Below are 26,299 nucleotides of genomic sequence, written 5' to 3' on the forward strand. Positions count from 1 at the left end.
CTACGTGGAAATTTAAATGGGTCAATGGTTTAAGGCTAGTATATTCTTTTTGTTAGCCGCCTCAGTTGTTGCTAGCCAAGTTGCTATGGCGCAGGTAAAACGTTTATCGCCAAGTGAAGGTTTATCACAAAGCTATGTCAGTACCATGTTGATAGATAAAAGCGGCTATCTTTGGTTAGCGACGGAAGGGGGCTTAAATCGTTACGATGGCTATCAGGTTGTACATATTGCAGGGCCTAATGGTGAACTAGATGAAGCAATTATTGACCTTATATATCAAGACCCTGATGGTTATATTTGGATTGCTTCGTTAGTTGCAGGGCTATTTCGCTATGATCCAAGTACCGATAGTTACCAACAATTTTTATCAAAACCTACCACTGAAGAGCAAGTTTTAAGTCAGTCCGTATTTAGTATGGTTGCCACCGATAATAAGTCATTATGGATTGGTCGCGGTTGGGATTTTGCTCGCCTTGATTTAGCGACGGGCCAAATTGAGACTATTTTTGAATTACCAGAGCGCACTCGTAATACCGTGATCCGCGATTTATTACATTACAAAGGTTATATCTTTATTGCCGCCAGTACTGGCGCATATGTCTATCATATAGCAACTGGGCAATACCGAAAATTAGAGCATTTAAGCACTGAGCCAGACCATGTATATCAAAATTATATAAAGTCGTTTGCAATAGGCGAAAATGAGCAACTGTTAGTGGGGGCCGTACGTGGTTTATATCAAGTTGATATTAGTGATTTACCGAGTATGTTTGAGCGCCCAGATGTGCCTTTTAAAAATAAAACCATATTGAATGATCTTAATATTTGGAAAATAATAAATGACCATGGGGTGCTTGATTTAGGCACCGATAAAGGTTTATTTAGTCTCGATTTGAATACCGGTGAGCTGACTAAAAATAATAGAGTAAAAGAAAGTAAATACTCACTAGCAGATCCAAGTTTTATCGATATTGTCAAAGATAGTAACGGCGCTATGTGGACAGCTACTAAAAGTGATGGGGCATTTTATTTACCTTATGATAATTATCATTTTGAAAATGTTAATGCCAGCATGCTCTCCGGTGATGGTTTATCGCACCCTTCTATTTGGGGCATAACCGAGTATGAAGATAAACTCTGGCTAGCAACTCATAATGGTTTAACTGCGGTTGATTTAAAAACTAATCAAGGACAAGTGTTTTTAAAAGATTATCAAGCTGATTTATTTACCACTGAATTTAATATCTACGCTATTTCTCCTTATAAAGATAAATTGTGGCTGCGTACTAATCGCGGGATTTTTAGTTTTGATCCGCATAGCTATGAAATTTTTCCAGCGACAACAGCCGACCCAAGCCAGCAACACCTGATCACAGGGTGGGTACATGGCTCGGTATTGATGCCAAATGGTGAATTATTTTATGTTCATTCTGATCATGGCATGTTTGTTTATAATATCGACAGCCAAAAGATCACTCCTTTAGGTGGTGAATTTGAAAAATTTGAACCGTTTTTAGCTTATGGTTTCTTACCGCCTTTATCTACCAAATCTGACTCCCCGTTATTTTATAATGCAGGGGTGCTTTATCAGGTTGATCCAAACTCATTTGCTTTAACAAAAATCTATACAGTGCCACAGCAACATGAAAATGTAGCCGTTAATGTAATGTCTTATATTGTTGATAATAATAATGTGCTGTGGATCACGTTATCGAATTTTGGCTTAATTGGTCTTGATGCATCGAATTACAAGCTGTTGTATACCATAGATTTAGATAAAAATAAGCTCGGCACCTTATTGTACGATATGGTGTTAGATGATGCTGGAATGATCTGGATGAGTAGTCATAAAGGAATATGGCGATTAAATCCAGAAAATAAACACTTTCAGCAATTTACAACTTCAGAAGGACTGGTCTCTACCGAGTTTAATAGTGGTGCATTTACGCGTTTAAAAACTGGCCAAATAGTCTATGGTACGTTAAAAGGGTTTAGTTATTTTTACCCAAATGATAATCACCCTAGGCATGGTTTAATTGATCACGTAAATATAACCAGCATTGATTTGATGTCTCGTGAATTATCTACGGATCTTAAGCAACCTATAAAAACAATCACCTTAGAGCACGACGATATCGGTCTCGAAGTGGCTTTTTCGGCAATGGCATTTAATTATCAGGAACGTATTATTTATGAGTATCAGCTCTCTGATGGGCAAAAATCGTATACCCGTAATAATAACCGAGTGCTATTTCCAAAACTTAATCCCGGCAAATACCAACTAAAAATTTGGGCTAAAGATCCGCTTACTGGCGACTACACACAACCGGCAGTGCTGGATATTGTGGTTAAATACCCGCTATGGCGCGCACCTCAGTTTATAGTGCTTTACGCACTGGTATTTTTTGGATTAGTAGCAGCTTGGATAATGCGTCGTAATCGAATCCAGCAATTATTATTAGCAGCTCACAGAGAAAGCCAAGAAAGTGAAGCGCGCTTAAAGTTAGCATTGGAGGGCAGTCGTTCAGGGGTGTGGGATTGGCAATCTGCAAGTCCAATAATTTATCAACCACGGCTTAAAAATGAGTTAGGTTATGATGTTGAATCGGTTAATTTAGATGATTATTTAGCAAAAATTCATCCTAAAGATAAACAAAATTTTCGCATTGAGTGGTTAGAATTTTTATCCACCGAAAAAGGCTATTTTAACTGCACCTATCGTTTACGCCATAAATTAGGCTATTGGCGCTGGTATAAAGACTTTGGCAAAGTGGTTGCCTGGCAAGGAAGTACACCCGAGAAAGTGGCTGGAACTTACACTAATATGACTCGTGAATTAGTGTTTGAAGAACATGCCCGTTTATTTGGCGCAGCATTTGAGCAAACCCGCGATTGGGTCTTTATTCTAGATAAAAGTTTACGTATTTTAGCTACCAACAAAGCACTGCAGAGCGCATTTAACTTTCCTGTTGATTATCGTTCTAGCTGCTCATTACACTTAGGATTAAGTCGTGCTGTAAGAGTTAACTATTTACGTGTAATGAAAGAGTTGCAAGCTGGCGAGCACTTTTCTGCAGAAGATACTGTTTGCTTGGCGAATGGCGAGCAGCGTCATGTGCTTATTAAAATTAGTGCGGTTGCTGATACGGAGCAACGCTTAGAAAGCTATGTGGTTATTCTGACTGATATTAATGCCCAAAAGTTAGCTGAGAATGAATTATTCTTATTAGCAAATTACGACAGTTTAACGGGGTTACCAAATCGTACTTTATTTAATGATCGAGTTGAACATGTACTTGAACAGGCTAAAGGCCAAAACCTAAAAGTTGCGTTACTCAATATTAATATCAAACGCTTTAAGTATTTTAATGACTCACTAGGGCATGAAGCTGCCGATGAGATAATAAAGGCGGTGGCACTGCGGATCAAATCGCGTGTACAGGCGAAAGACAGTGTAGCCCGCTTTAGTGGTGATGAGTTTATGCTGTTAGTCGAGGGTATTCAACAAATCGAAGAAGTTGTTTTACTGTGCGTTAAGTTGATGGCTAGCTTGAATGACAACATCATTATTAACAATCAAGCGATTAGTGTCAGTTTAAGTATTGGCGTGGCGATTTCGCCTGATGATGCACTCTGTGCGAAAAGTTTAATTAAAGCGGCTGATATTGCACTGTATCATTCGAAAAAGAGCTTGGAAGGTTGTTATCAATTTTACAAACAAGAAATGAATCAGCATGTACAACGCTCATTGCATTTAGAATCACAATTAACTCAAGCCTATCAAAATCATGCGTTTTGTAATCATTACCAAGTGATTGTTAATGCTAAAACTCATCAGGCCGAAGGGCTGGAAGTATTGCTGCGCTGGCCAGAAAATAACAGCTATGAAACACAAGAGTTTGCGCTTGCTGCTGAGAGTATTGGTTTGATCACAAAAATTATGTTGCAAACCCTAGCTAGAGCGTTGATTGAACTTAAACAATGGCAGTTACAAAAGCCTGACTTGTATGTGTCTATTAACCTGTCTGCACTGGATTTTGAGTATAAAAATTTAGTCGATGAAATTCGCAGTGCGCTAATTAATGCTGATGTATCAGCCAGCTCTGTGGTGTTTGAAATTACAGAATCAGTGCTGATGCATGATTCACCGCAAGCGTTAAATAGCATGTCAAAGTTGAAGCAACTAGGTTGTCGCTTATATATGGATGACTTTGGTACAGGTTATGCTTCACTCACTTATTTAAAGCGCTTTCCGATCGATGTACTGAAAATTGATCGCAGTTTTGTAACTGATATTGGTATAGATAGTGACGATGAAGCGATTATTCAGTCAACGCTTGCATTGGCGAAAAGCTTAGGTAAAGAATGCGTCGCAGAAGGCGTTGAAACTAAGCAGCAGCTTACCTTTTTGCGCAACTTAGGCTGTAATTTATTTCAGGGCTATTTATTCAGTAAACCAATCCCAGGTGATGATGTAAGCGCATTATTAAATAAAGACTGGCAGTCGTTGTTGAATGAAGACTAGTCTTGGCGTTCACCGCAGTGACGGCAATAAAGGTTTTTAGTGCGTGCACTAAGTTGAGACTTAATTGCTTTGTTTGCTTCTTGCTTACTTAAACCAAGTTTACAGCGCAAATTCTCTAGATGCTCCAGTTGCGCATCATCTAGTTTACCATCTAGCTCGCCATCATGCAGACATTCATGCACCGCATCACTAAACATGATCCTACGCTTACGTAGCTGTTCAGAGAAACTCGAAGCTAATAAGCCGGTGGGTATTGCTACCATTCCCATACTCAGTAACGTGATCACGCCGCCAAAAAAACGCCCTAGCGGTGTTACTGGCACAACGTCACCATAACCTACAGTGGTCAGCGTTGCCATTGCCCACCACATTGCCGCAGGAATGGAGCCAAATTTATCCGGTTGTATATCGTGTTCAATTAAGTAAATTCCGCAGGAAGCTAAAATTAGCACCACTGCCATTATAAAGAATGCGGCCAAAAGCGAACTGCTTTCATCACGAAATGATTGTAAAAGTAGCTGCATTGCTCGTGAGTAGCGAGTGAGCTTAAAAACACGTAGGAGTCTGAGCACTCTTAAAAAACGTAAATCAAAGGTGATAAACATCATTAAGATCGTGGGCAGGATTGCCACTAGATCAATTAAGGCTAAAGGGGACAGTAAATATTTTAAACGACGTTGAAAATTACCACAGTTTAGACTTTTGTACTCGGCACGTTCTACGCATGACCAAAGGCGAAGCAAATACTCGATAGCAAATATAATTACTGAGCCTAACTCTAACATTAAAAATTCATGCTTATATTGATGAGCTAAACTCGCAATTGATTCAAGCACAATCGCAACGACATTAATCATTATCAGCGATATTAGAAATATATCGATATAATGACCCGTCTTACGGTACTCCCCATTACCTTCAAAAAATAGCGCTGTGCGTTTACGTAAATTATTCAAGCTATTATCCGTGTGTGTTATTGGGAGTTAAAGCAAGTACCATATTAATGCTGCCTTCTTCAAAGTCGCGGCTGATCTTAAAGCCTAGTTTTCGGGCTAATTCAATCATTCCGGTATTTTCCGGCAGGGTGATACCCTCAATGAATTGTACGCCTTGGCTTTGACAATACTCAATAGCGGCGCGCATTAATAAGCCACCTAAGCCAAGGCCTTGGCAGTTTGAGCGCACTACTATAGCAAATTCGGCATGCACTTTATCAGGGTCCATTAACACCCGAGAGACGCCAAGCGTGGCGTTGTCTTGAGTGATAATAAACGCCATTTCACGATCGTAGTCAATTTGTGTCATTTTAGCGAGTTGATCGTGGTTAAACTGCGGCAGCTCGCCAAAAAAGCGTTTGTAGCGATCTTCTTTGCTGAGAGATAGATCAAACTCTTGGTGCGCTTGCTCATCTTCTGGCTTTATTGGTCTGAGTGTCGCAAGGGTATTATTTTTCAGCGTCACTTGTTTAACCAGCTCAATTGGGTAAGGGCGAATAGATAAGCGTTTACGATGTGATTGTACTTGGTAGTGACTCAGGGTCATGGTGGCATCAAGCACCAAAAACTGGCCATTACTGGCTAAAATAGGATTTAACTCAAGCGAAGTTATATCGGGTTGATCAATAACTAACTGAGAAATACGGGTCAGTAGTGCACAGAGGCGATACTTATCAACTTTCTCAGGCAAAATACGCTCTTTAAGCACGCCTTTGTCATGCGCCGCAGCAATTAAATACTTTGCTAAGTTCATATTCAAAGGTGGTAAAGCAACCGCTGCTTGAGCAAACTCTAGACCCGTGCCGGCTTCTCCTAGAAGTATTACAGGACCAAAATTCGGTTCTGTTTTTATCGCAATACGTAGTTCATTGGCGCCAGCTCTGGGTGCCATTTTTTGCAGTGAAAAGCCTTCAATAATCGCATCAGGGTAGGTGTTTTTTATTCTCAATAGCATGGCAAAGGCGGTTTGTTCAACCTCTTGTGCATCGTTTAAGTTAAGTACCACGCCACCGACTTCTGATTTAGATGGAATGCTAGGGCTGATCAGTTTCAGTGCAACCGGGAAGCCTAGCTCTATGGCTTGTTCTTTTGCTTCTGTTGGTGTGTATGCGACCTCGGTTTGAATACATTCAACGCCATAGTGAGCGAGTATTTGGCTGGCTTGATGGGTGGATAGATAGCTTTGCTGCTCTGCTAAAAATTCATTCACGAGCGCTTTTGCTGCGTGTTTATTGATTTTAGCGTCATCTGTGTTTGACTCTGGAGTTTGGGTTAAATGTTTTTGATTACGGCGATAACTTACTAAGTGCATAAAGGCGCGTACTGCGCCCTCAGGGGTGCGATAAGTAGGAATGCCGTAGTTGCTACATACGCGACGGGCGGCATAGGCGGCATCTTCGCCCATAAAATTTGTGATCACATAAGGACGCGCCATTTTCGGTAGTTTATTCAACGTTTCAGCGATAATTAATGCATAGTCTTCACTTGGCGCAAGGGCCGATGGCGTGTGAATGATCAGTAGATTTTTTACTTCCTTAGCATGCAATAAAATTTCCAGTGCTTGTTGGTAGCGTGCCGGAACTGAGTCACCAAAAATGTCCACCGGATTAGAGGTCATATCCGACTGTGGGATCACTTTATTGAGCGCCGCACGGGTTTCTTCACTCAATTGTGTCAGCTTACCAGAACTTTGTAATAAGCTATCAACGGCCATTACGCCGGGGCCGCCGCCATTAGTTAAAATGGTGAGTTGTTCCACCTTTAATAATTTAGGATGCATGGCCAGTGTTTGTGTAGCAGCAAACAGTTCAGTTAAATCATTTACCCGTAACATACCTGCGCGTTGGAAGAGGGCGTCATACACCGCATCTGAACTTTGCTTGCCGCCAGTGTGAATTTCGGCAGCAAGTGCTCCAGCCGCTGTTTTACCGGTTTTAATGGCGATCACCGGTTTACTAAACGCAGCGGCACGAGCAGCTGAAATAAAGCTGCGGATATTCTCAATGTTATCGATGTACAGCAAAATAGCCTTCGTTTTTGCATCGCGACCTAAAAAGTCGAGTAGTTCAGCAAAGTCGATATCTAAACAATCTCCCACAGAGACAAAGTATGAAAAGCCAATTTCTTTATGTTTTGCCCAATCTAAAATAGTGGAGCACACAGCAGCTGACTGTGAAATAAACGCTAATTTACCAGGGCTTGCGATAGTGTGAGAAAAACTCGCATTGAGGCCAATATGAGGGATCAACAAACCCAAACAATTAGGGCCAAGTAACGATACTTTGGCTTGTTTAGCGGCTTCTTGCAGTGCTGTTTTTTGTTCATGATTGAGTCCGGCTGCGATCACAATCGCATTTTTACAGCCAAACTCTCCAAGCTCTGCAATGATATTAAGTAGGGTGTGTTTGTTCGTACAAATAACCGCAAGGTCCGGTATTTTCGGTAGCGCCGCAATTGACGGGTAGGCCAACACGCCATGTACGGCGCTATTAGTCGGGCTTACTGGCATGATAGGGCCGTTAAATCCGCCTTGTAATAAGTTGCGCATTACTACAAATCCTGCTCGGGAAACGTTATTCGATGCACCAATCACGGCAACCGAAGTCGGGTTGAAAAACTGACTAATGCGTTTTACACTCATGGTCTTTCCTTGCGGGTTATTTGTTTTCTAGCGAGGTGATGCATATAATCTTTTTGCTAACGACGCTCGCATCTTGAGGTGGTTTGAGTATATGCTCAATGTAACCTGTTTAGGTTGATTTTTCGAGCATCATAACCACATATAATTGATTATTATCAAAGGATCATTAAATGAATAAACCAAATGGATATTATCAGTTGCTTGGCGCAGCTGTATTGAGTGTCGCTATACTTGGCTGCGGATGGATTTTAAAATCAGCAGCGCTTGATGTAAAAAATATGGAACGCACGGTTGAGGTTAAAGGATTAGCAGAGCGTGAAGTAACTGCTGATACAGTGATCTGGCCGGTACAATTTAGTGATGCAGATAATGACCTCGAAAAGTTAGTTGAACGGGTTGAGCAGAAAAATGCCGCAGTGATCGCTTTTTTAAAACTGCATGGCTTTGATGAACAAGAGATCAGCCAAGGTAGGCAATCAATTGTTGATAAACAAGCGCGCGAATACGGCGCTGATAATCAACAGTTTCGCTATATTGCCCGCGCAAATATTACCGTGTATTCGCAGCAGCCTGATAAAGTGCAAAACGCCTTAACTAAGGTGGGCCAGCTAGCCAAACAAGGTATTGCGATTGTGCAAGATAACTATGAAACCCGCATTGAATATTTGTTCTCTGGGCTAAACGATATAAAACCAGCAATGGTGCAAGAAGCCACCGAAAAAGCTCGCGAAGTGGCATTAAAATTTGCCAAGGACTCACAGTCAAAACTAGGTAAAATTCGCACCGCAAGACAAGGGCAGTTTAGTATAATCGACCGCGATTCAAACACTCCGCAGATCAAAAAAGTGCGAGTTGTAACCAGCGTTGAATATTATTTATCTGATTAATATTATTTATGTTGTACAAGGTAGCGCTCAACTTGTTCTGTTTTACAGCGTAAGTAAGCGCCACTGAGCAGTATTTTATAGTCACTGAGTGGCTTGTCTGGGCTTGTTTGAGATAACGTGAGTAAGGCTTTTAAGAATGCGGCAGTGTTTATATTGCCCTGATTTTGTTTAAACTCAACTTCCATTAATGCCAGCAAGGCCGAAAATTCATGCTTTGGTAAGCTGTGTTGGGCTGGATTGTTTGCAATGTAACTTGCAACTGGGGTCAGCCCGATATCATTAACTTGCGCTAAAGCTTGCAACAAGTTTTCGTTACTTTCAAATAGCATCAGTGAACGTACATAATTAAACGGTAATTTAGCCTCACTACACTCGCTAAATAAGCGGTGCAATACATTTTGCTGCTGTTGGTTTTGTTGTGTAAAACCATGATTGAACTTTAGACCAGGGGTAAAAAAACTTAATTGGTCGGTATTATTTAGCTGACTGATGATGGCTGTTGGTAGCGAGTGTTGAGTTAATATGCGTGTGGCGATATTTTGCAGATAAGTATATTTTACACTCATGCGTTGCGCACTGCTATATAAGTGCTGTAACTGCATGGCTTGTTGTATTGCAGATAAACTGGCAAAGCTATCAACAATGGCTTGCAACTGATGCTGCTGCATCTGTTGGTTTAGTTGACTGATACATGTATCCATTGTTAATCCTATACGTTACGTGTATATCAAGTGCTTTATCCTAGCGTAAAGCACTTGTTGGTCAAGTGTTTATCTATCTTTCAGGCAATAAAAAAGGCCGTAGATACGGCCTTTGTATATGTTATAAAGTAAGGATGCTTAAGCTGCTAGTTTGCTTGCAACCCACTCATCAACAAAGTTCTCTAGTACGTTTAGTGGCACTGCGCCATTTTTAAGTACCACATCATGGAATTCACGGATATCAAACTTATCACCTAGTTTAACCTTGGCAGCTTCACGAAGTTCTAGAATCTTCAGCATACCTACTTTGTAAGCCGTTGCTTGCGAAGGCATTACAATGTGGCGTTCAACCATTTTAACGCCGTCAGACGTCGCGTTTGGCGTGTTATTTACGTAGTAATCAATACCCTGTTGGCGAGTCCACTTCATTTCGTGGATACCAGTATCAACCACTAAGCGACATGCTCGCCATAGTTCCATCGATAGACGGCCAAAGTCAGAATAAGGGTCTGCATACATGCCCATTTCTTTTGGTAATAACTCTGAGTACAAGCCCCAACCTTCGATATAGGCTGTGTAGCCACCGAATTTACGGAACTTAGGCACGCCTTCAAGCTCTTGCGAAATTGCAATTTGCATGTGGTGACCTGGAATACCCTCGTGATAAGCCAGCGCTTCCATTTGATACGTTGGCATTGCTTCCATGTCGTAAAGGTTAGCGTAGTAAACACCCGGGCGTGAACCATCTGGTGCAGGCTGTTGGTAGAATGCTTTACCAGCCGCTTTTTCACGGAAGGCTTCAACACGCTTAACAATCATGTCGGCTTTAGGCTTAACAATGAATAGCTCATCCAAGCGTGATTTCATGGTGTTAATAAGTGCCGTGGCTTCGTCAAGGTATTGCTGCTTACCTGCTTCAGTATTAGGTAAGTAAAATTGCTTATCGGTTTTCATAAACTGCATAAAGGCTTTTAAATCGCCTTTAAAGCCAACTTTTTCTTTGATTTGGCGCATTTCGTCATGAATACGAGATACTTCAGCTAAACCGATGGTGTGGATTTCTTTAGCCGTTAAATCAGTGGTAGTCGTGCGCGCTAATGCGTTGTTGTAAAACGCTTCGCCATCAGGAAATTTCCAAGCACCATCACGATCATCAGCACGTTTTTCAAGCTGTGCTAAATAATTAATCAACTTAGAGTAAGAAGGTTTTACAGCCGCTTTAAGGGCTTTCTCAGCATCGCTGATTAACGCGTCTTTATCAGCTTGAGCAATTTCAAGCTTCGCAACTTTACGTTTAAAGTCGGCAAGTAAGGTGGAATCATCACCTTGTTCAAATGGCGCACCGTGAATGATATTTTTGCTTGAATCAATCACATGTGGGAATACAAATTTAGGAGCGATAATGCCTTTATCAGCACGTACTTCTAAATCAGTGATCAGTTGATCAATAACCGTGGTTACGCCATTCAAACGCGAGATGTAGGCTTTGGCATCGGCAACATCAGAAATCTGGTGTTGGTTGATTAAAAAGGCCGGGATCATCGAGTGAGTACCAAACATTTGGTTCACTGGGTAGTTATGATAGCGCCATTTAAAATCAGCAATGCTGTTTTCAAGGTCTTGCTTTTTAAGGTCATAACTAACTTTTGTGGTGTCATCTAGGAGTTCGCGGTTAATAGCGTTTAATGCCACTAAATCATCTTTTGTTTGTTGATGATCTTTCAGTACGCGCGCTTCGCTACCGTCATCCCATTTGTCGTAGTCTTGTTTGATACCCATGTATGTTTGATAAACAGGGCTGCTCATCACATCACGGTTAAAAGTATCTTCGAAAAACGCATTCGCTTTGTCTATTTCGCTTTGTACCGGTTGTGCTTGTACAGTTGGCGTGCTTTGTTGCTCTGGTGTTTGCTGGCAACCACCTAGCAGTGCAATACTCACTGCGGCGGCGATAAAGGTTAGTTTACGCATGTTTTCCCTTTTGTTGTTAGAAACCATTGAAGGTTATTAATTATTATTAGTGTGTATTTGTTAGTAAAGTTTGGGTCGTTATTACACAAACAATTCTAGCAGGTCATTTAAAAAACGATGACCTTTTTGGCTTACCTGCCAGTGACTATCCGTTTGCTTAAGCAAACCCTTGGCAATGGCTTGTTGCAGCGCATCTGCTTGGCTTTGCAGCGGTAACTGAGTTAAGGCTGTAAAGTCACTAATTGGGCAGGCTTCAAATAACCGTAAGCGATTCATAAAGAATTCAAACGGTAAGTCGTGCTGTTCAACTGGCCACTGTTTAAATAAATACGGCTTAGCTAAATCCATATAACCGCGAGGATGTTTTACTTTCTCAGTGCGGGTAATGATGCCTGTTTTAGCATCGGTTACCTTACCATGGGCACCACAACCAATGCCTAAATAATCGCCAAAGCGCCAATAATTCAAGTTATGTTGGCATTGAAAACCCGGTTTTGCATAGCCGGAAATTTCATATTGCTGATAACCTGCCTCAGTAAGTAAGGCTTGGCCTTGCTCTTGAATATCCCATAAGGTGTCATCGGCCGGTAACGTTGGCGGTTTAGAGGCAAATTGGGTATTGGCCTCAATCGTTAACTGATACCACGAAATATGTGGCGGATTAAGGGCGATGACTTTTTTCAAGTCGCTCAGCGCATCAGCAACAGATTGCCCCGGTAAGCCGTGCATTAAATCAAGATTAAAGCTATTTAAACCTGCTTCATGAGCTTGCTCTGCGGCATATATGGCTTCATCGGCACCGTGAATACGCCCCAACGCTTTGAGTTTGTCGTCTTGCATGCTTTGCACGCCAATCGAAATACGATTAATGCCAGCTGCCACATAGTCTTTAAAACGTCCTGTTTCAACCGTACCGGGGTTAGCTTCTAAGGTGATCTCGCTGTTTTCACTTAGGCCAATTAATGAATCCACCGCCGTTAATAAATTAACGTAGGCCTCACCGGTTAATAAGCTAGGCGTGCCACCACCGATAAAGATTGAATGAATTTTACGTCCTTGCACTAAGTGCAGATCGGTTTTTAAATCATCAATTAAATGCTGCACATATTCCTTTTCAGGGATCTCACCTTTTTGACCGTGACTATTAAAATCACAATACGGGCATTTTTGCACACACCAAGGGACGTGCACATATAAACTTAATGGTGGTAAATTCACAGGCCGCCTTTGAGCTTAAGCTCAGACAATAAACGTTGTAATGCCTGACCACGATGGCTTACTGCATTTTTTTGCTGCTTAGTTAATTGCGCACTGGTGCATTCAAGTTCTGGCACATAAAAAATAGGGTCGTAACCAAAACCACCTTGGCCATCTTGGCTTTGCGTAATTTGTCCTTCCCAGCTCGCACTGCAAATCAGTGGAGTAGGGTCATCAGCATGACGTATTAATACCAGCACACACCAAAAGCGCGCACTGCGGTTAGGGTTGTTAGCAAGTTCGCTTAATAATTTATCAATATTATCTTGATCGCTAGCGCCTTCTCCGGCATAGCGAGCTGAGTAAACGCCAGGGGCGCCGTTAAGGCCATCAACCTCTAACCCTGAGTCGTCAGCAATAGCTGGTAGCCCCGTTATTTTTGCAGCATGGCGAGCTTTGATAATAGCGTTTTCAACAAAGGTGGTGCCTGTTTCTGCTACTTCTGGCACATTAAAATCGCTTTGTGGCACAACGTTTATTTCAAGCGGGTTTAGCATCTGCGCTAATTCGTTGACTTTACCCGGATTGCCAGTGGCTAACACTAAAGTTTTTTTCATGAATTAATCTACGTAAAATTTTTGCTGGAACTGCAGCTTTTGAAATTGATTACCTTGTTGTATTTCAATTTCAAAGCGCAGAATTTCTTCGTTAGTAAAATCAACTTGCGCGAGGTAATAAATTGCATCGCCTTCGATGACTTCTTTGAAGTCCAAGGTTTGCTTATTACCAAGTAGGTTTTTAGCAGTGCCTTTAAGAATGGCCGTTTGCGCTGTGGCATCGGTATCTTTTTTAAGGATTGAAATATTGACAATGCCCTTATAACCACTACGTTCTAGGCCATAGGTTTTGGCTATTTGTGGTTGAATAAAGGTTGACGGAAATGCAATGTAATGTACTTGCCATGGGCCGAGTTCTTTGTATTGTGCGCCTTGCATTTGTTCACTGTGGGCACTAAAGGTAATACCTGCTAATGCAAAGAATAAAATACTTGCGAGCTTTTTCATAAATGACTCTTAAAAAAAGAGGCCTAGTAGGCCTCTGTGTTAATGATAAGGTTAGCCGACTAAATCAATAAACAAAAACTGGGCAAATTGCAGCGCGATAATTAACACTAAAATTGATAGATCTAAGCCGCCCAGTGGCGGTAACACTTTACGAATAGGTCTTAACATTGGTTCAGTTAGCTGCTGAAATACCGCTTCTACTGGATTGTTGCCTTGGCTTACCCAGCTTAATAACGCGCGAATAATTAATACCCAAAACAGTAAGTTTAAGCCTTCTTTAATCACCGTTACTAGCGCATTTAAAAGTACAAATCCAACTTCCCATGTCGCGCCTACTAAAAATATCAGCGCAGTAATTTTTGCAGCAGCGACAATGAACGCCAGTAATAACGAAGCTAAGTCTAGGCCACCTAACCCTGGAATAATTTTACGCAGTGGATTAACAGCAAATGAAGTAGCTTTGACCACAAACTGACTCAACGGATTGTAAAAATCAGCCTTGGCGGCTTGTAGCCAAAAGCGCATTAATACGACCATTAAAAATAGATCGAATAGTGTGCTTATTAAAAATTGCATGGCGTTCATAACGTACCTTAATTAAAAACCTTAAACATAAATAGGGCTAAAAGCAGCAAAGTGCTTTTAAAGTTCTTGTTCCATTTGTTCCGCGCGAGCAATACAGGCATCCATTGCATCGGCGACAGTGTTAGTCAGACCGTGTGCTTTTAAATGTTCAACAGCTGCATGCGTGGTGCCACCTTTTGATGTCACATTAGCACGCAATTGTGAAATACTAATATCAGGTTGTGATACCGCCATTTCAGCTGCACCTAATGCTGTTTGCTGTACTAAGCGACGCGCGTCTTCATCGCTAAAGCCAAGTGCTTTGGCTTTTTCTTCTATGGCTTCCATAAATAAGAAAAAGTAAGCCGGTGATGACCCCGTAACAGCAATAACATCGTTAATTTGTGACTCTTGCTCAACCCATACCGCAATACCTGTACATTCAAATACTTGTTGCACAAAAGTATGTTCTTGCTCGGTTTCGCCGGCACCAAATAAACCTGATACACCGCGCCCTAATAAAGACGGGGTATTTGGCATACAACGTACCATCTTAACGTCTTGTCCGAGCATTTCACGTAACCGCTTAACCGTTAAGCCTGCGGCGACAGAAATAAATAGCTTATCGCTAAAGTCGATACCCGAATCTTGAAATGATTGACATAAATCACCCATCATTTGCGGCTTTACAGACAACACAATAACATCGGCATCGCGCAGTGCTTCGTTGTTATCTGCGGTGGTTTTAACCCCGAAATCCGCTGCTACCTTAGCGAGTTTTTCTTGGTTACGATTTGTTGCAATAATACTCGATGCAGCAAATCCTTTTTTTACCATGCCGCCAATAATGGCGTAGCTCATATTACCTGTGCCTATGAATGCAATTGTTTTATCTGACATATCTTAGTTATCACCTTAGCTTCGTTGGCCAAAAATATCCGTGCCGATGCGTACCATGGTTGAGCCTGCTGCAATCGCAGCTTCGACATCACCACTCATCCCCATCGACAGGGTGTCTATTTGAGGATATTGGGCTTTAAGTCTATCAAAGCAAGCACGTAATTGCTCAAAATATTGTATTTGTTGCTGTGGATCGTCAGTTTTTGCTGGGATTGCCATGACACCACGCAATTCTAAATGCGGGCAATGGTGAATAAATTCAGCGAGGCTTGCAAGTTTATCGGGGTGGCAGCCTGATTTTGAGTCCTCTAAGCTGATATTTACTTGGATCAGTACTTTTAAAGGGGCTTTATCTGCGGGCCTTTGATCGTTTAAACGTTGCGCTATTTTTTCACGTTCAATACTTTGCACCCAATCAAAGTGGCTGGCAACAAGGGCGGTTTTATTTGATTGAATAGGGCCAATGAAATGCCAAACAATATCGCTATAATTTGCTAATTGGGTTATTTTATCAACAGCTTCTTGAACGTATGATTCACCAAATTCTCGGTGACCTTGTTGATAAGCCGCTAGAATGAAATCAGCAGGTTTGGTTTTTGATACTGCCAACAAGCAGACATCGTGTTCATTACGATGATGTTTTTTTGCCGCTAGGGCAATTCTAGCATAGGCGGACTTAAGTCGTTCTGCTATTGTAACCATATAATTATCAGTTAGTTGTGGAGTCATAAATGGATATTACCGAATTATTGGCCTTTAGTGTGCAGCACAAAGCATCAGATTTACACTTATCATCAGGGGTTGCGCCAATGATCCGTGTTGATGGTGATGTGCGACGTATTAATATACCAGCGCTGGAAAACAAAGATGTTAACAGCCTAGTTTACGATATTATGAACGATAATCAACGCAAGGACTATGAACAAAACCTTGAAGTGGATTTTTCGTTTGAAGTGCCGAACTTAGCACGTTTTCGTGTTAATGCCTTCAACTCAAATCGAGGCCCCGCAGCTGTATTTCGTACCATTCCCAGTGAAGTGCTGACGCTTGATGATTTAGGTGCGCCAGATATATTTAAAACAATCTCAGATACGCCGCGTGGTTTAGTGTTGGTAACAGGACCCACAGGCTCTGGTAAGTCGACCACCTTGGCTGCGATGGTGGATCATATAAATCAACACAAGCATCATCATATTTTAACCATCGAAGATCCCATCGAGTTTGTGCACGACAATAAACTATCGTTAATTAATCAACGTGAAGTGCATCGCGATACGCATAGTTTTTCTAATGCACTGCGCAGTGCTTTACGTGAAGATCCAGACGTGATTTTGGTTGGTGAGCTACGTGATTTAGAAACTATTCGCCTTGCCATGACTGCTGCTGAAACCGGCCATTTAGTATTTGGTACATTGCATACTACGTCAGCCCCGAAAACCATTGACCGTATTATCGATGTGTTTCCTGGTGAAGAAAAAAGTATGATCCGCTCAATGCTTTCAGAGTCATTACGCGCAGTTATTTCACAAACCCTGTTGAAAAAAATTGGTGGCGGGCGAGTCGCAGCACATGAAATCATGATTGCAGTGCCTGCGATCCGTAACCTTATCCGCGAAGATAAAATTGCGCAAATGTATTCGTCGATTCAAACTGGCGCATCGCATGGTATGCAAACCATGGATCAGTGTTTAATCAATTTAGTGAATCACGGTGTTGTTACCAATGCTGAAGCGCGTGCTAAAGCACAAGATAAAAATAATTTCGGCGGCTAGGCCCGAGTAAGGAGCAGTAATGACACATTCTCTTGATTACTTTTTACATTTGATGATTGAAAAGCAAGGTTCGGATTTATTCGTATCGAGCCAATTGCCAGTCAGCGCAAAGATTAATGGCGAACTAATTGCACTTGGCGACGAAAAAATATCAGACGAAGAGTCGCTGCAATTAGTTGAATCAGCGATGAGTGAAAAACAAAAAGCAGAGTTTCATAGTACTAAAGAGTGCAACTTTGCCATAGCTACCGATGAAGGGCGCTTTAGGATCTCGGCATTTTGGCAACGAGATTGCGCGGGTATGGTTATTCGCCGTATTGTTACGCAAATTCCTGATGTTGCTGAGCTTGGTCTACCGTCGACATTGACTGATGTGATCATGGCTAAACGTGGTTTAGTGCTGTTTGTCGGTGGTACTGGCACCGGTAAATCAACGTCGTTGGCTGCATTATTAGGTTACCGTAATCGTAATCAACGTGGGCATATCTTGACCATTGAAGACCCGATTGAGTTTGTCCATGAACATCGCAAAAGTATTATTACTCAGCGTGAAGTTGGCTTAGATACGGAAAGTTTTGAGGCGGCGTTAAAAAGCTCATTACGCCAAGCCCCCGATGTCATTTTAATTGGTGAAATACGCTCGCAAGAGACCATGGAATACGCACTTAGTTTTGCTGAAACCGGTCATTTATGTGTTGCTACATTACATGCCAATAACGCTAACCAAGCAATTGACCGTATTATGCATTTAGTGCCTAAAGAAAAGCACGATAAGCTAAAATATGATCTATCCTTAAACTTACGAGCTATCATAGCACAACAACTAGTGCCTACAGCCGATGGCAATGGTCGAGTAGCTGCTATCGAAATTTTATTGAATACCCCGATTATCGGCGAGCTTATCAAAAAAGGCGACATTGGCGGCATTAAAGAAGCCATGGCTAAAGCGAAAGATATGGGTATGCAAACCTTTGATCAAGCGTTATTTGAGCTCTATAAACAGCAACGTATCAACTATGCAGATGCTTTGCATCACGCTGACTCACCTAACGATTTACGTTTGATGATTAAGCTTCGAAATAATGAACAGCAAGGGGCTGGTTTTTTACAAGGCGCAACCATTGATGGGTTGGACCCTAAAAATCAGTAGGGTAAATAATTAACTCATTGATATTGCATTACCTAAAAGGTGAGTATTAGTCAGTAATATTCACCTTGTAGCATAATAAAAAGTAAATGCGTGTAGGATTTTAGTTAAACGGATTGTTAACTCGTTAGTTAGCCGTAAGCTTGTTCAAAGAAGCTTTCCAAAATAATAACAGCCGACATATTATCCACATTCCCTTTACCTAAGCTACGGTAACCACCTTGCTCAAATAATCGTGCTTTAGCATCTGCTGTGGTTAAACGTTCGTCTTGAGTCTCTACAGGCAGTCCATAGTGATTATGTAAGCGGTTGGCAAACTTTTTAGCTTTAAAGGTGACTTCTTGATTTGTGCCATCCATATTAAGCGGTAATCCAACCACCAGTAAATCAGGTTGCCACTCATCGACATGCTTTTTAATAAAATCCCAATTTGGAATACCATCTTTGGCTTTGATAGCGCTTAGGCTCGATGCGGTTCCTGTTAGTTCTTGGCCGATAGCAACACCAATGCTGGTGGTGCCAAAATCAAAGCCCATCACGGTGCGTTCACCTTTGGGCTTTAGTTGTTTTTTAGTCATGCTATCTCTGTGCTTTAAAATTGTGGTTGACCACGCTTATGCGTGGCCAGCTTCCGAACTTAATTGGCTAATATCAAAACCGAGCGTCGCGACTGCTTTTTCCCAGCGTTGCTCTATCGGTGTGTTAAAAATAATCTCAGGATCGGCTTTTATAATTAGCCATGAATTTTCGAGTAGCTCTTGTTCGAGCTGGCCTTGCTCCCAACCCGCATAGCCCAGTGTAATAATAAACTGTTCTGGTGCTTGGGCTGTGGTTAAACTTGCTAACACATCTTTGGATGTGGTTATCATGATTTCGCTGCTAAGTTCTTGGCTTGCGCTATAACCTGCTTTTGGAGAATGCAGTACAAAACCACGATCGGTTTTTACAGGTCCTCCAGCAAATACTGCAACACTTGCTGCGTGGGTGGATTTGTCGTTATCAATCTCTATTTTGTCGAGCAAGTCGCCGACAGTAATATTGATCGGCTGGTTGATCACCAGCCCCATAGCCCCGTCTTCATTGTGCTCACAAATATACGCGACAGCACGTTTAAAAAAAGGGTCTTGCATTGATGGCATTGCGATTAAAAAATGATTTTCTAATGATTGCATAACGATACCCCTTTATTGTTAGTAAATTTAAGTATGGCTCAGTTTTCTTTCTATGGCATCAAATAAGCGCCCAGTAATTGAAATATCATAGGCAGCTTCGATTTCTTTTACGCAGGTAGGCGCTGTAACATTAATTTCTGTTAGCTTATCACCAATGATATCAAGACCTACAAAAATAAGCCCTTTCGCTTTTAATGTTGGTGCAACGGCTTCGGCAATTCTACGATCTGAATCACTGATTGGGCGTGCTTCACCACGACCGCCAACAGCTAAATTACCACGTGTTTCACCATTTTGTGGAATGCGGGCTAGGCAATATGGGATCACTTCGCCATCGACCACCAATACGCGTTTATCACCTTGTTTGATCTCTGGGATATAGTTTTGTGCCATGGCAAAACGGCTACCGTGTTCGGTGAGTGTTTCGCAAATAACCCCAATGTTGGCATCATTTTCAGTCACACGGAAAATAGAGGCGCCACCCATACCATCTAAAGGTTTTAGAATGATGTCTTTATGTTCAGCCAAAAATGCGCGGATCTGGTGCTTACAACGGGTTACTAAAGTGTCAGGTGTATGCTCACTAAACCATGCGGTGAATAACTTTTCGTTCGCATCACGCAGGCTTTGTGGCTTATTAATAATAAGCGTGCCTTCAAGTTCGGCGCGTTCTAAAATATAGGTTGCGTAAATGTACTCAGTATCAAACGGTGGATCTTTACGCATTAAAATAACATCTAAATCAGCAAGTGCGATACTGGCTTTTTCTTCCAGCTCATACCAATGGTTTGTATCGTCGAACACGGTTGCTTTTGCGGCTGTGGCATACGCTTTGCCTTTACGCAATGAAAGATCATTCATTTCCATGTAGTAAATTTCATAGCCACGGCTTTGGGCTTGCATCATCATTGCAAAACCGGTGTCTTTTTTGATATTGAATCCGCTGATCGGATCTGAAATTATACCTAACTTAATTGCCATGTTCGTTGCCTTACTGAATCTGTTGCTATTGATATGAGGGTGGTTTTGCTAATTTCAATTAGCTAAATCGCCAAATTGTAGCTGTAGTGCACTTAAGACTGTCAAAGCGGCAGTTTCAGTGCGCAGCACGCGTGGGCCGATACGGATATCAACAAAATTTTGTTGTTTGGTCTGGGCAATTTCATCATCAGTGAAGCCACCTTCAGGACCAACTAAAAATCGCACGCCAGCGCTAGGTACTTTGATTGTTTTAATACTGTGATCTGCACGAGGATGTAGGGTAAGCTTAATTTCATCACTGCTTTGTGCAAGCCATTGGCTGATGTCTATCGGTGGATGAATCGTGGTGATCCGGTTACGACCAGATTGCTCTGCTGCAGCAATCGCTATTTTTTGCCATTGCTGGTGTTTTTTTGCAAGTCGCTCGGCGCTTAATTTAACGCCACAACGTTGACTGAAAATAGGGGTGATTTCAGTGATCCCTAATTCAACAGACTTTTGAATGGTAAAGTCCATTTTGTCACCACGAGAAATCCCTTGGCCTAGGTGAATGCTCAGCGGTGATTCAACATCTTTTTCATTAAATTCAAGCGGCATTGCAACGACTGATTTTTTTCCTACTTCAATGAGTTCGCAAAGATATTCGCCACCTTGGCCATTAAACAACGAAATATGCTCACCGACTTTCATCCGTAATACGCGACCTATGTGGCCTGCTGCATCATCTTCTAACTGAAGTGCAGTGGCAATTACAATAGGACTTGCTTGATAAATATGAGGAACTCTCATGATGACCTTCAACAAAAATAGCTAATATCGTTATGGTATGTAAGTCATCTCTTTGGTGCAAATACTTATTGTGAGTCAGTGATAATTAGTTAAGTTTTATTTTAACTAATTATTAAGCTTTTCACATAATGCGTCTAAATTTTGCGGTGTTTCGGCTATTTCGGTTTGACATGATAAGTGATTATTTTGTGCTAAGTCTGTGACTGGTTCAAACAGGTATCCATCATCAATCTCTTTAATTAAAAACCGTACAGAATGTAATGAATTGAATATAAATCGTTGTTTATCATCAGCTAATAAATAATCCGTTTGATTGTATAGTACACCGGCAATATCATGGTGTTCATGTAAATAACTCGCCAGTTCTGACACGCTAATTTCATTACTAAAGTCGCAGTAGCAATAATCTTTGATCAACTGGTCAAACATTAATTTAACCAAGTGACGGGTATTTGCACCAGCAACAACAAGGGTACTTGGACTGGTGCCGTGTGGCTGAGCAAAATAATGTTCAGTGAATTGCCGGCTGAATTCACTGTCGTTATCGATCAGTAGATAGTTATTTACTTCAAACGGCATAAGGCCCCACGTATTACGTCATTTTCAATATTAAATTGAAAACATACTTATTAGTAAATAGCCTATAGCGCTGAAAACAGCAAATTCAATGCAAGCTATTCCAATATTATCCTGATGATCAATTTCAAGCTCAGTATCAATGTTTGGCAAAGAGATGAACTTGATTATAGTCGTTAATAGATACAGTAATAACCACATAGTGCCGCAATGTAAAGCTAATGTGAATAAATTCTCAACCATTTTACCACTGTGAAAAGTGGCACTGGCAAGACCCGCATAGATAGCTAATGCAAGGCCAATGGATTTACCGGCATAACGAATGCCAATAGAGGTGTTTTCTAAATTAAAGTTACTTTGTAATGACGCCCCTTGATTGGCGCGAGCAAAGCGATATTCACGGAATTTACTGTCTAAGGCAAAAATAGTTTGCAGTAAAAAGAAGCTGACAAAAGCAATTAGTAAGCTGCTAAACCCTTGGGTATGAGACCAGCTGTATAGCCCTAATGTAATAATACAGTTAGCGATCAACATGCCTGAATCTACCAACGCGGCACAGACATTTTGTTTTAGTATGGCGGCTTCTTCATTAAAGCGGTGCAAAATCCACTTGCGGTGGATCAAGTGGCCTACTTTAATAAAAGTAAACAACAGTACTATCAGTATAATCATCTTAAGCGGGTTTGATTGGGCTGCACTGATACTAATTTCATCAAATAAAAATGCTACAGTCGCGATCACTACACTGATTTCTGACGCAAAACTAATTCCTAGAGCAAAATTGTCATGTTGAGCAAGTTCTTCTTTTAATGCTTGTTTAGCCTTGAGTTGACTTACTACCCGCAAACAAATAACAGCTAAACAAATAACCATAAAACAGATAGCAATCGCGAGTAAACTAGTGTTAGATAAAGATAAATATGACATTGAGAACCTAGGGTGGTTATTATTATGTTAACTATTCTAGTACGGTTACGACTGATATAAAAGAGAGTATTTGATGACACCAGGCGAACAACTCCCAACAGCACTGCATGGCTTAGGCAGCGAACGTTTTTTTCAGCTATATCCAGAGCTTCCTGCTAATGAATTAATTATTAATTTGTTAGGTTTGAGTGACTTTGCCTGGCGTTGCCTGCAATCTCAGCCGCAGTTAATTGAGATGTTGCTCAGTGATACTCAAATGAGTTTGCGAGATAGTCCTAACCCATTTCAAGACTTAAATCTTACCGAGGTTGATGAAGCGCAGTGCCATAAAATTTTACGCCGTTACCGGGAACGCTATTGGCTAAAAGTAGCGTGTTTAGATTTATGTTACAGCAATGATATAGCCGATAGTATTGGCTATATCTCGGCTTTAGCCGATCAGCTAATTGATAGTGCCAATAACTGGGCATTTGCCCAGGTTGCTCAGATTAATGGGCAACCATTCGATGAGCAACAACTGCCACTGGCGATGTTGGTATTAGGAATGGGTAAGTTAGGTGGCCAAGAACTTAACTATTCGTCAGATATCGATTTAATTTTTTCTTATCCGCGTAGTGTAAAAACTCAAGGTGGGCGGCGCTCTTTAGAAGCGCAAGTGTTTTACACTAAAGTGGCACAAAAGCTGATTGCCGCACTTAATCAAACAACGGTTGATGGACAAGTATTTAGGGTCGATATGCGGCTGCGACCTTTTGGTGAAAGTGGCCCCTTGGTGATGAGTTTTAATGCCATGGAAGATTACTACCAAGATCAAGGCCGTGAATGGGAACGCTACGCCATGCTCAAAGGGCGTTTAATTGGCCCGCAAACGCGCTACAGTGATGAATTCTATCAGTTATTAAAACCGTTTGTGTATCGTCGTTATATTGACTTTTCAGTGATCGAATCGTTGCGTAAAATGAAACAAATGATAGCTCAAGAAGTACGTCGTAAACGCTTGACTAACAATATAAAACTAGGTGCAGGAGGGATCCGTGAAGTGGAGTTTGTGGTGCAAGCACTGCAAATGGTAAGGGGCGGGCGAGAAGCTAATTTGCAAACACAATCCTTGCAAAAAGCACTGGCGGAGCTAGAAAACATTCAAGTTATTGGCGCAGATGAAGCAAAATTATTACGCCACAATTATTTGTTTTTAAGGCGAGTTGAGCAATATTTACAGATTTTTGCAGATCAACAAACGCAAACATTGCCAGATGATGGCCTGAACCAACAACGGCTAAATTACCTGTTAGAGCAGAGTGACTTCAGCGCATCTTTAGCGCAAATAAATGACATTATGGCTGGCATACACAGTGAATTTGAACAAGTTATTGGTTATGAAAGTGAGCCAGTCGATCCTTGCGAAAGTGCTTTTATAAGTGCTTGGGAACACACCGATATTAGTGTTTTAACCGACCCAAATGATGCATGGCAAATACCATTAGAAGATTTTAAAGCCCGCTTAACGAAAACTAAAATTGGTCATCGTGGCCGTGATATTCTCGATAAACTCATGCCATTAATGCTAAAGCAACTATCAGACAGTCAAGCAAGTGGTGACGTATTTAGTATGATCTGCCAAGTATTAAGCAAGGTTATTTCACGAACAGCCTATTTAGAGTTGCTGTTTGAAAACCAAGGCGCGTTAAAACAGCTTGTTTCGTTGTGTTGTCATAGTAAATGGATTGGTGAGCATATTTCGCGTTACCCGATTTTACTTGATGAGCTTATCGATCCTGCGGTGCTGTATAAGCCTACACCACTGACTGCATATAAAGACGAAATACGACAGTATTTTTTACGTATTGATAGCGCAGACTTAGAACAGCAAATGGAAGCACTGCGTCAGTTTAAACAAACCCATCAACTACGTATTGCTGCCGCTGATGCAACCGGTGTGTTAGATGTAATGAAAGTAAGCGATCATTTAACAGCATTAGCCGAAGCGATAGTTGAGCAAGCGGTGAACCTTGCTTGGCAGCAAATGGCGCAGCGTTTTGGTATTCCGCCTAATACTGATGAAGAGCACAAGGGCTTTGCCGTAATAGCTTATGGTAAAACCGGTGGTTTTGAAGTGGGTTATGATTCTGATCTCGATTTAGTCTTTGTACATAATAGTGATGGCTCAGAGCAAACTAATGGCACTAAAGCGATTGATTCACGGCAGTTTTATTTAAAATTAGCACAGCGACTAATGCATTTATTTAATACTCGAACGGCGTCGGGTATTTTATATGAACTAGATACGCGGTTACGCCCAGAAGGTGCCTCAGGGTTAATGGCAATCAATCTTGAGAGCTTTAACCACTATCAGCAAACGCAAGCTTGGACATGGGAACATCAAGCGCTAGTGCGTTCTCGGATGATTTTTGGGCAACCCGAATTACAGCAGCGCTTTGCGCAAATTCGCTTAGGCATTTTGTGCCAGCAGCGCGACCCGCAAAAGCTTAAAGACGATGTGATCACCATGCGTGAAAAAATGCGCACACATTTAGCGAAAGGCAACGATATTGAGTTTGATTTAAAACAAGATACTGGCGGCATTGCTGATATTGAGTTTCTGACTCAATATTTAGTGCTTGATAACGCTTATAGCTTGGAGCAACTAACTACTTACTCAGACAACGTAAGGATTTTAACCGATGCAGCAAGGCTTGGTTGTATTAGTGATGAGATCAAGCAAGGGCTTATTACAGCCTATATTGATTATCGCTCGCGTTATCATGTGTTGAGTCTAGATCAGCAGGGACGTTGTGTAACAAAAGCTGAATTTGCGAAAGACATCGCATTTGTTACACAAGCATGGCAGCAGATATTTGAGTTAAGCGCTTAACTTCTTAGGCGCTTACAGTTTTCGCGCACATATTCAGAGGGCAGCTCGGTGATCACGGCTGCTCGCTGTTTAAAACAAAAGAAGGTATAAACTTCGTTTTCAAAGTCATCATTTATCGCCCGGCCAACTTGATAAAGCGTTGAATTAAAATTGCTATCCACTCGAAAGTGTTCTTTGATCACATAGTCTTTACTTAAATACCAATACAGAACGATATCTTCATCGCGTGCGTAATCAGTTAATACTTTTTTTAAAGTCGAGCCATTTTCAAAGCGTCTCGGCATTAACTCACCAGTCCAATTTGGTGAGGATGGTTCAACAACTTTAGCGCGCTCGGTCAGCGCCGCATCTATATTTATATCCGGATTAGCTAATTTAAGTACGTATTTATCGCGTTCATTGCTTTTATTTACCTGGTTGCGTAACGATGAATAAAAACGTGATAAACCTTGCGCAGCCGCATTTTTAGTATCTTTCATGTCCATGACTGGGCCATGACCTAATAAAAAATAAATCGCTGCGGCAATTAAAATAGCAGCTAGTGATAAATGCTTAACCCAAAACCACATGGCTCATACTCTTGTATTTATATTTACTAATAAAAGCATATTACAGCGG

General features: G+C 41.4%; 22 protein-coding genes. 5 read left to right on the forward strand and 17 right to left on the reverse strand.

What is annotated here, in order from left to right; genetic code table 11:
* Positions 1-16: 16 nt before the first annotated feature.
* Entirely contained in the window at positions 17-4,525 is a 4,509-nt protein-coding gene (locus H5186_RS14935) for an EAL domain-containing protein (protein ID WP_182794626.1), read from the forward strand.
* Here the strand turns inward: H5186_RS14935 and H5186_RS14940 are convergent.
* A complete protein-coding gene (locus tag H5186_RS14940) occupies positions 4,522-5,481 on the reverse strand; it encodes an ion transporter (protein WP_182718468.1) in 960 nt (319 codons plus the stop codon). The genes H5186_RS14935 and H5186_RS14940 overlap by 4 nt on opposite strands.
* 4 nt (positions 5,482-5,485) lie before the next feature.
* On the reverse strand, positions 5,486-8,161 hold the full coding sequence (locus tag H5186_RS14945; RefSeq protein WP_182739964.1) for a bifunctional acetate--CoA ligase family protein/GNAT family N-acetyltransferase: 2,676 nt from the start codon (positions 8,159-8,161) through the stop codon (positions 5,486-5,488).
* Between the two features lie 170 nt (positions 8,162-8,331).
* On the opposite strand from H5186_RS14945, the gene H5186_RS14950 reads away from it, so the two are divergent.
* Positions 8,332-9,048, forward strand: a complete 717-nt coding sequence (locus H5186_RS14950) for an SIMPL domain-containing protein (RefSeq protein WP_182718466.1) — start codon at positions 8,332-8,334, stop codon at positions 9,046-9,048.
* Positions 9,049-9,050: 2 nt separating this feature from the next.
* Here the strand turns inward: H5186_RS14950 and H5186_RS14955 are convergent, their stop codons facing one another.
* The 8 genes from H5186_RS14955 to H5186_RS14990 all read right to left on the reverse strand — a co-directional run bounded on the left by H5186_RS14955 (position 9,051) and on the right by H5186_RS14990 (position 16,174).
* The gene (locus H5186_RS14955; RefSeq protein ID WP_182718465.1) at positions 9,051-9,749 is read right to left on the reverse strand and encodes a hypothetical protein; all 699 of its coding nucleotides are present in this window, start codon (positions 9,747-9,749) and stop codon (positions 9,051-9,053) included.
* A 138-nt stretch (positions 9,750-9,887) separates the two neighbouring features.
* Entirely contained in the window at positions 9,888-11,720 is a 1,833-nt protein-coding gene (locus H5186_RS14960) for a DUF885 family protein (protein WP_182718464.1), read from the reverse strand.
* An 81-nt stretch (positions 11,721-11,801) separates the two neighbouring features.
* Positions 11,802-12,938: a radical SAM family heme chaperone HemW gene (gene hemW, locus H5186_RS14965; RefSeq protein WP_182794627.1), complete on the reverse strand. Its 1,137-nt coding sequence runs from the start codon at positions 12,936-12,938 to the stop codon at positions 11,802-11,804.
* Entirely contained in the window at positions 12,935-13,534 is a 600-nt protein-coding gene (locus H5186_RS14970) for an XTP/dITP diphosphatase (RefSeq protein ID WP_182794628.1), read from the reverse strand. Before H5186_RS14970 ends, hemW begins: the two co-directional genes overlap by 4 nt.
* A gap of 3 nt (positions 13,535-13,537) precedes the next feature.
* On the reverse strand, positions 13,538-13,981 hold the full coding sequence (locus H5186_RS14975) for a DUF4426 domain-containing protein (RefSeq protein WP_145234922.1): 444 nt from the start codon (positions 13,979-13,981) through the stop codon (positions 13,538-13,540).
* A gap of 51 nt (positions 13,982-14,032) precedes the next feature.
* Entirely contained in the window at positions 14,033-14,566 is a 534-nt protein-coding gene (locus H5186_RS14980) for a YggT family protein (RefSeq protein WP_182718461.1), read from the reverse strand.
* A 57-nt stretch (positions 14,567-14,623) separates the two neighbouring features.
* A complete protein-coding gene (gene proC, locus H5186_RS14985) occupies positions 14,624-15,445 on the reverse strand; it encodes a pyrroline-5-carboxylate reductase (protein ID WP_182718460.1) in 822 nt (273 codons plus the stop codon).
* A gap of 15 nt (positions 15,446-15,460) precedes the next feature.
* Complete coding sequence (locus tag H5186_RS14990) at positions 15,461-16,174, reverse strand: YggS family pyridoxal phosphate-dependent enzyme (protein ID WP_310736240.1); 714 nt, start codon at positions 16,172-16,174, stop codon at positions 15,461-15,463.
* A 2-nt stretch (positions 16,175-16,176) separates the two neighbouring features.
* Here H5186_RS14990 and H5186_RS14995 point away from each other — a divergent pair, with 2 nt between their 5' ends.
* Positions 16,177-17,217 carry a type IV pilus twitching motility protein PilT gene (locus tag H5186_RS14995; protein ID WP_145234931.1) on the forward strand — a complete coding sequence of 347 codons (1,041 nt, stop codon included), beginning with the start codon at positions 16,177-16,179 and terminating at the stop codon, positions 17,215-17,217.
* A 19-nt stretch (positions 17,218-17,236) separates the two neighbouring features.
* Positions 17,237-18,367, forward strand: a complete 1,131-nt coding sequence (locus H5186_RS15000) for a PilT/PilU family type 4a pilus ATPase (protein WP_182718458.1) — start codon at positions 17,237-17,239, stop codon at positions 18,365-18,367.
* 128 nt (positions 18,368-18,495) lie between these two features.
* Here H5186_RS15000 and ruvX read toward each other — a convergent pair whose 3' ends face one another.
* From ruvX to H5186_RS15030, 6 genes are all read right to left on the reverse strand, one after another.
* Entirely contained in the window at positions 18,496-18,942 is a 447-nt protein-coding gene (ruvX, locus tag H5186_RS15005; RefSeq protein ID WP_145234938.1) for a Holliday junction resolvase RuvX, read from the reverse strand.
* Between the two features lie 36 nt (positions 18,943-18,978).
* Positions 18,979-19,536, reverse strand: coding sequence for a YqgE/AlgH family protein (locus tag H5186_RS15010; RefSeq protein WP_145234940.1), 558 nt, complete (start codon positions 19,534-19,536; stop codon positions 18,979-18,981).
* 27 nt (positions 19,537-19,563) lie between these two features.
* Positions 19,564-20,517, reverse strand: a complete 954-nt coding sequence (gshB, locus tag H5186_RS15015) for a glutathione synthase (RefSeq protein ID WP_145234942.1) — start codon at positions 20,515-20,517, stop codon at positions 19,564-19,566.
* A gap of 54 nt (positions 20,518-20,571) precedes the next feature.
* Positions 20,572-21,306 carry a 16S rRNA (uracil(1498)-N(3))-methyltransferase gene (gene rsmE, locus H5186_RS15020; RefSeq protein ID WP_182718457.1) on the reverse strand — a complete coding sequence of 245 codons (735 nt, stop codon included), beginning with the start codon at positions 21,304-21,306 and terminating at the stop codon, positions 20,572-20,574.
* A 105-nt stretch (positions 21,307-21,411) separates the two neighbouring features.
* The gene (locus H5186_RS15025; RefSeq protein WP_145234946.1) at positions 21,412-21,885 is read right to left on the reverse strand and encodes a hypothetical protein; all 474 of its coding nucleotides are present in this window, start codon (positions 21,883-21,885) and stop codon (positions 21,412-21,414) included.
* 30 nt (positions 21,886-21,915) lie between these two features.
* Positions 21,916-22,809: a hypothetical protein gene (locus H5186_RS15030; protein ID WP_149981269.1), complete on the reverse strand. Its 894-nt coding sequence runs from the start codon at positions 22,807-22,809 to the stop codon at positions 21,916-21,918.
* A 73-nt stretch (positions 22,810-22,882) separates the two neighbouring features.
* Between H5186_RS15030 and glnE the strand changes: the two genes are divergently transcribed.
* Complete coding sequence (glnE, locus tag H5186_RS15035; protein WP_182739969.1) at positions 22,883-25,681, forward strand: bifunctional [glutamate--ammonia ligase]-adenylyl-L-tyrosine phosphorylase/[glutamate--ammonia-ligase] adenylyltransferase; 2,799 nt, start codon at positions 22,883-22,885, stop codon at positions 25,679-25,681.
* Here the strand turns inward: glnE and H5186_RS15040 are convergent.
* Positions 25,678-26,250, reverse strand: coding sequence for a TcpQ domain-containing protein (locus tag H5186_RS15040; protein ID WP_145234952.1), 573 nt, complete (start codon positions 26,248-26,250; stop codon positions 25,678-25,680). The genes glnE and H5186_RS15040 overlap by 4 nt on opposite strands.
* Positions 26,251-26,299 lie beyond the last annotated feature (49 nt).

Source organism: Pseudoalteromonas sp. SG41-2 (assembly GCF_014164535.1).
Classification (GTDB): Bacteria; Pseudomonadota; Gammaproteobacteria; order Enterobacterales; family Alteromonadaceae; genus Pseudoalteromonas; species Pseudoalteromonas rhizosphaerae.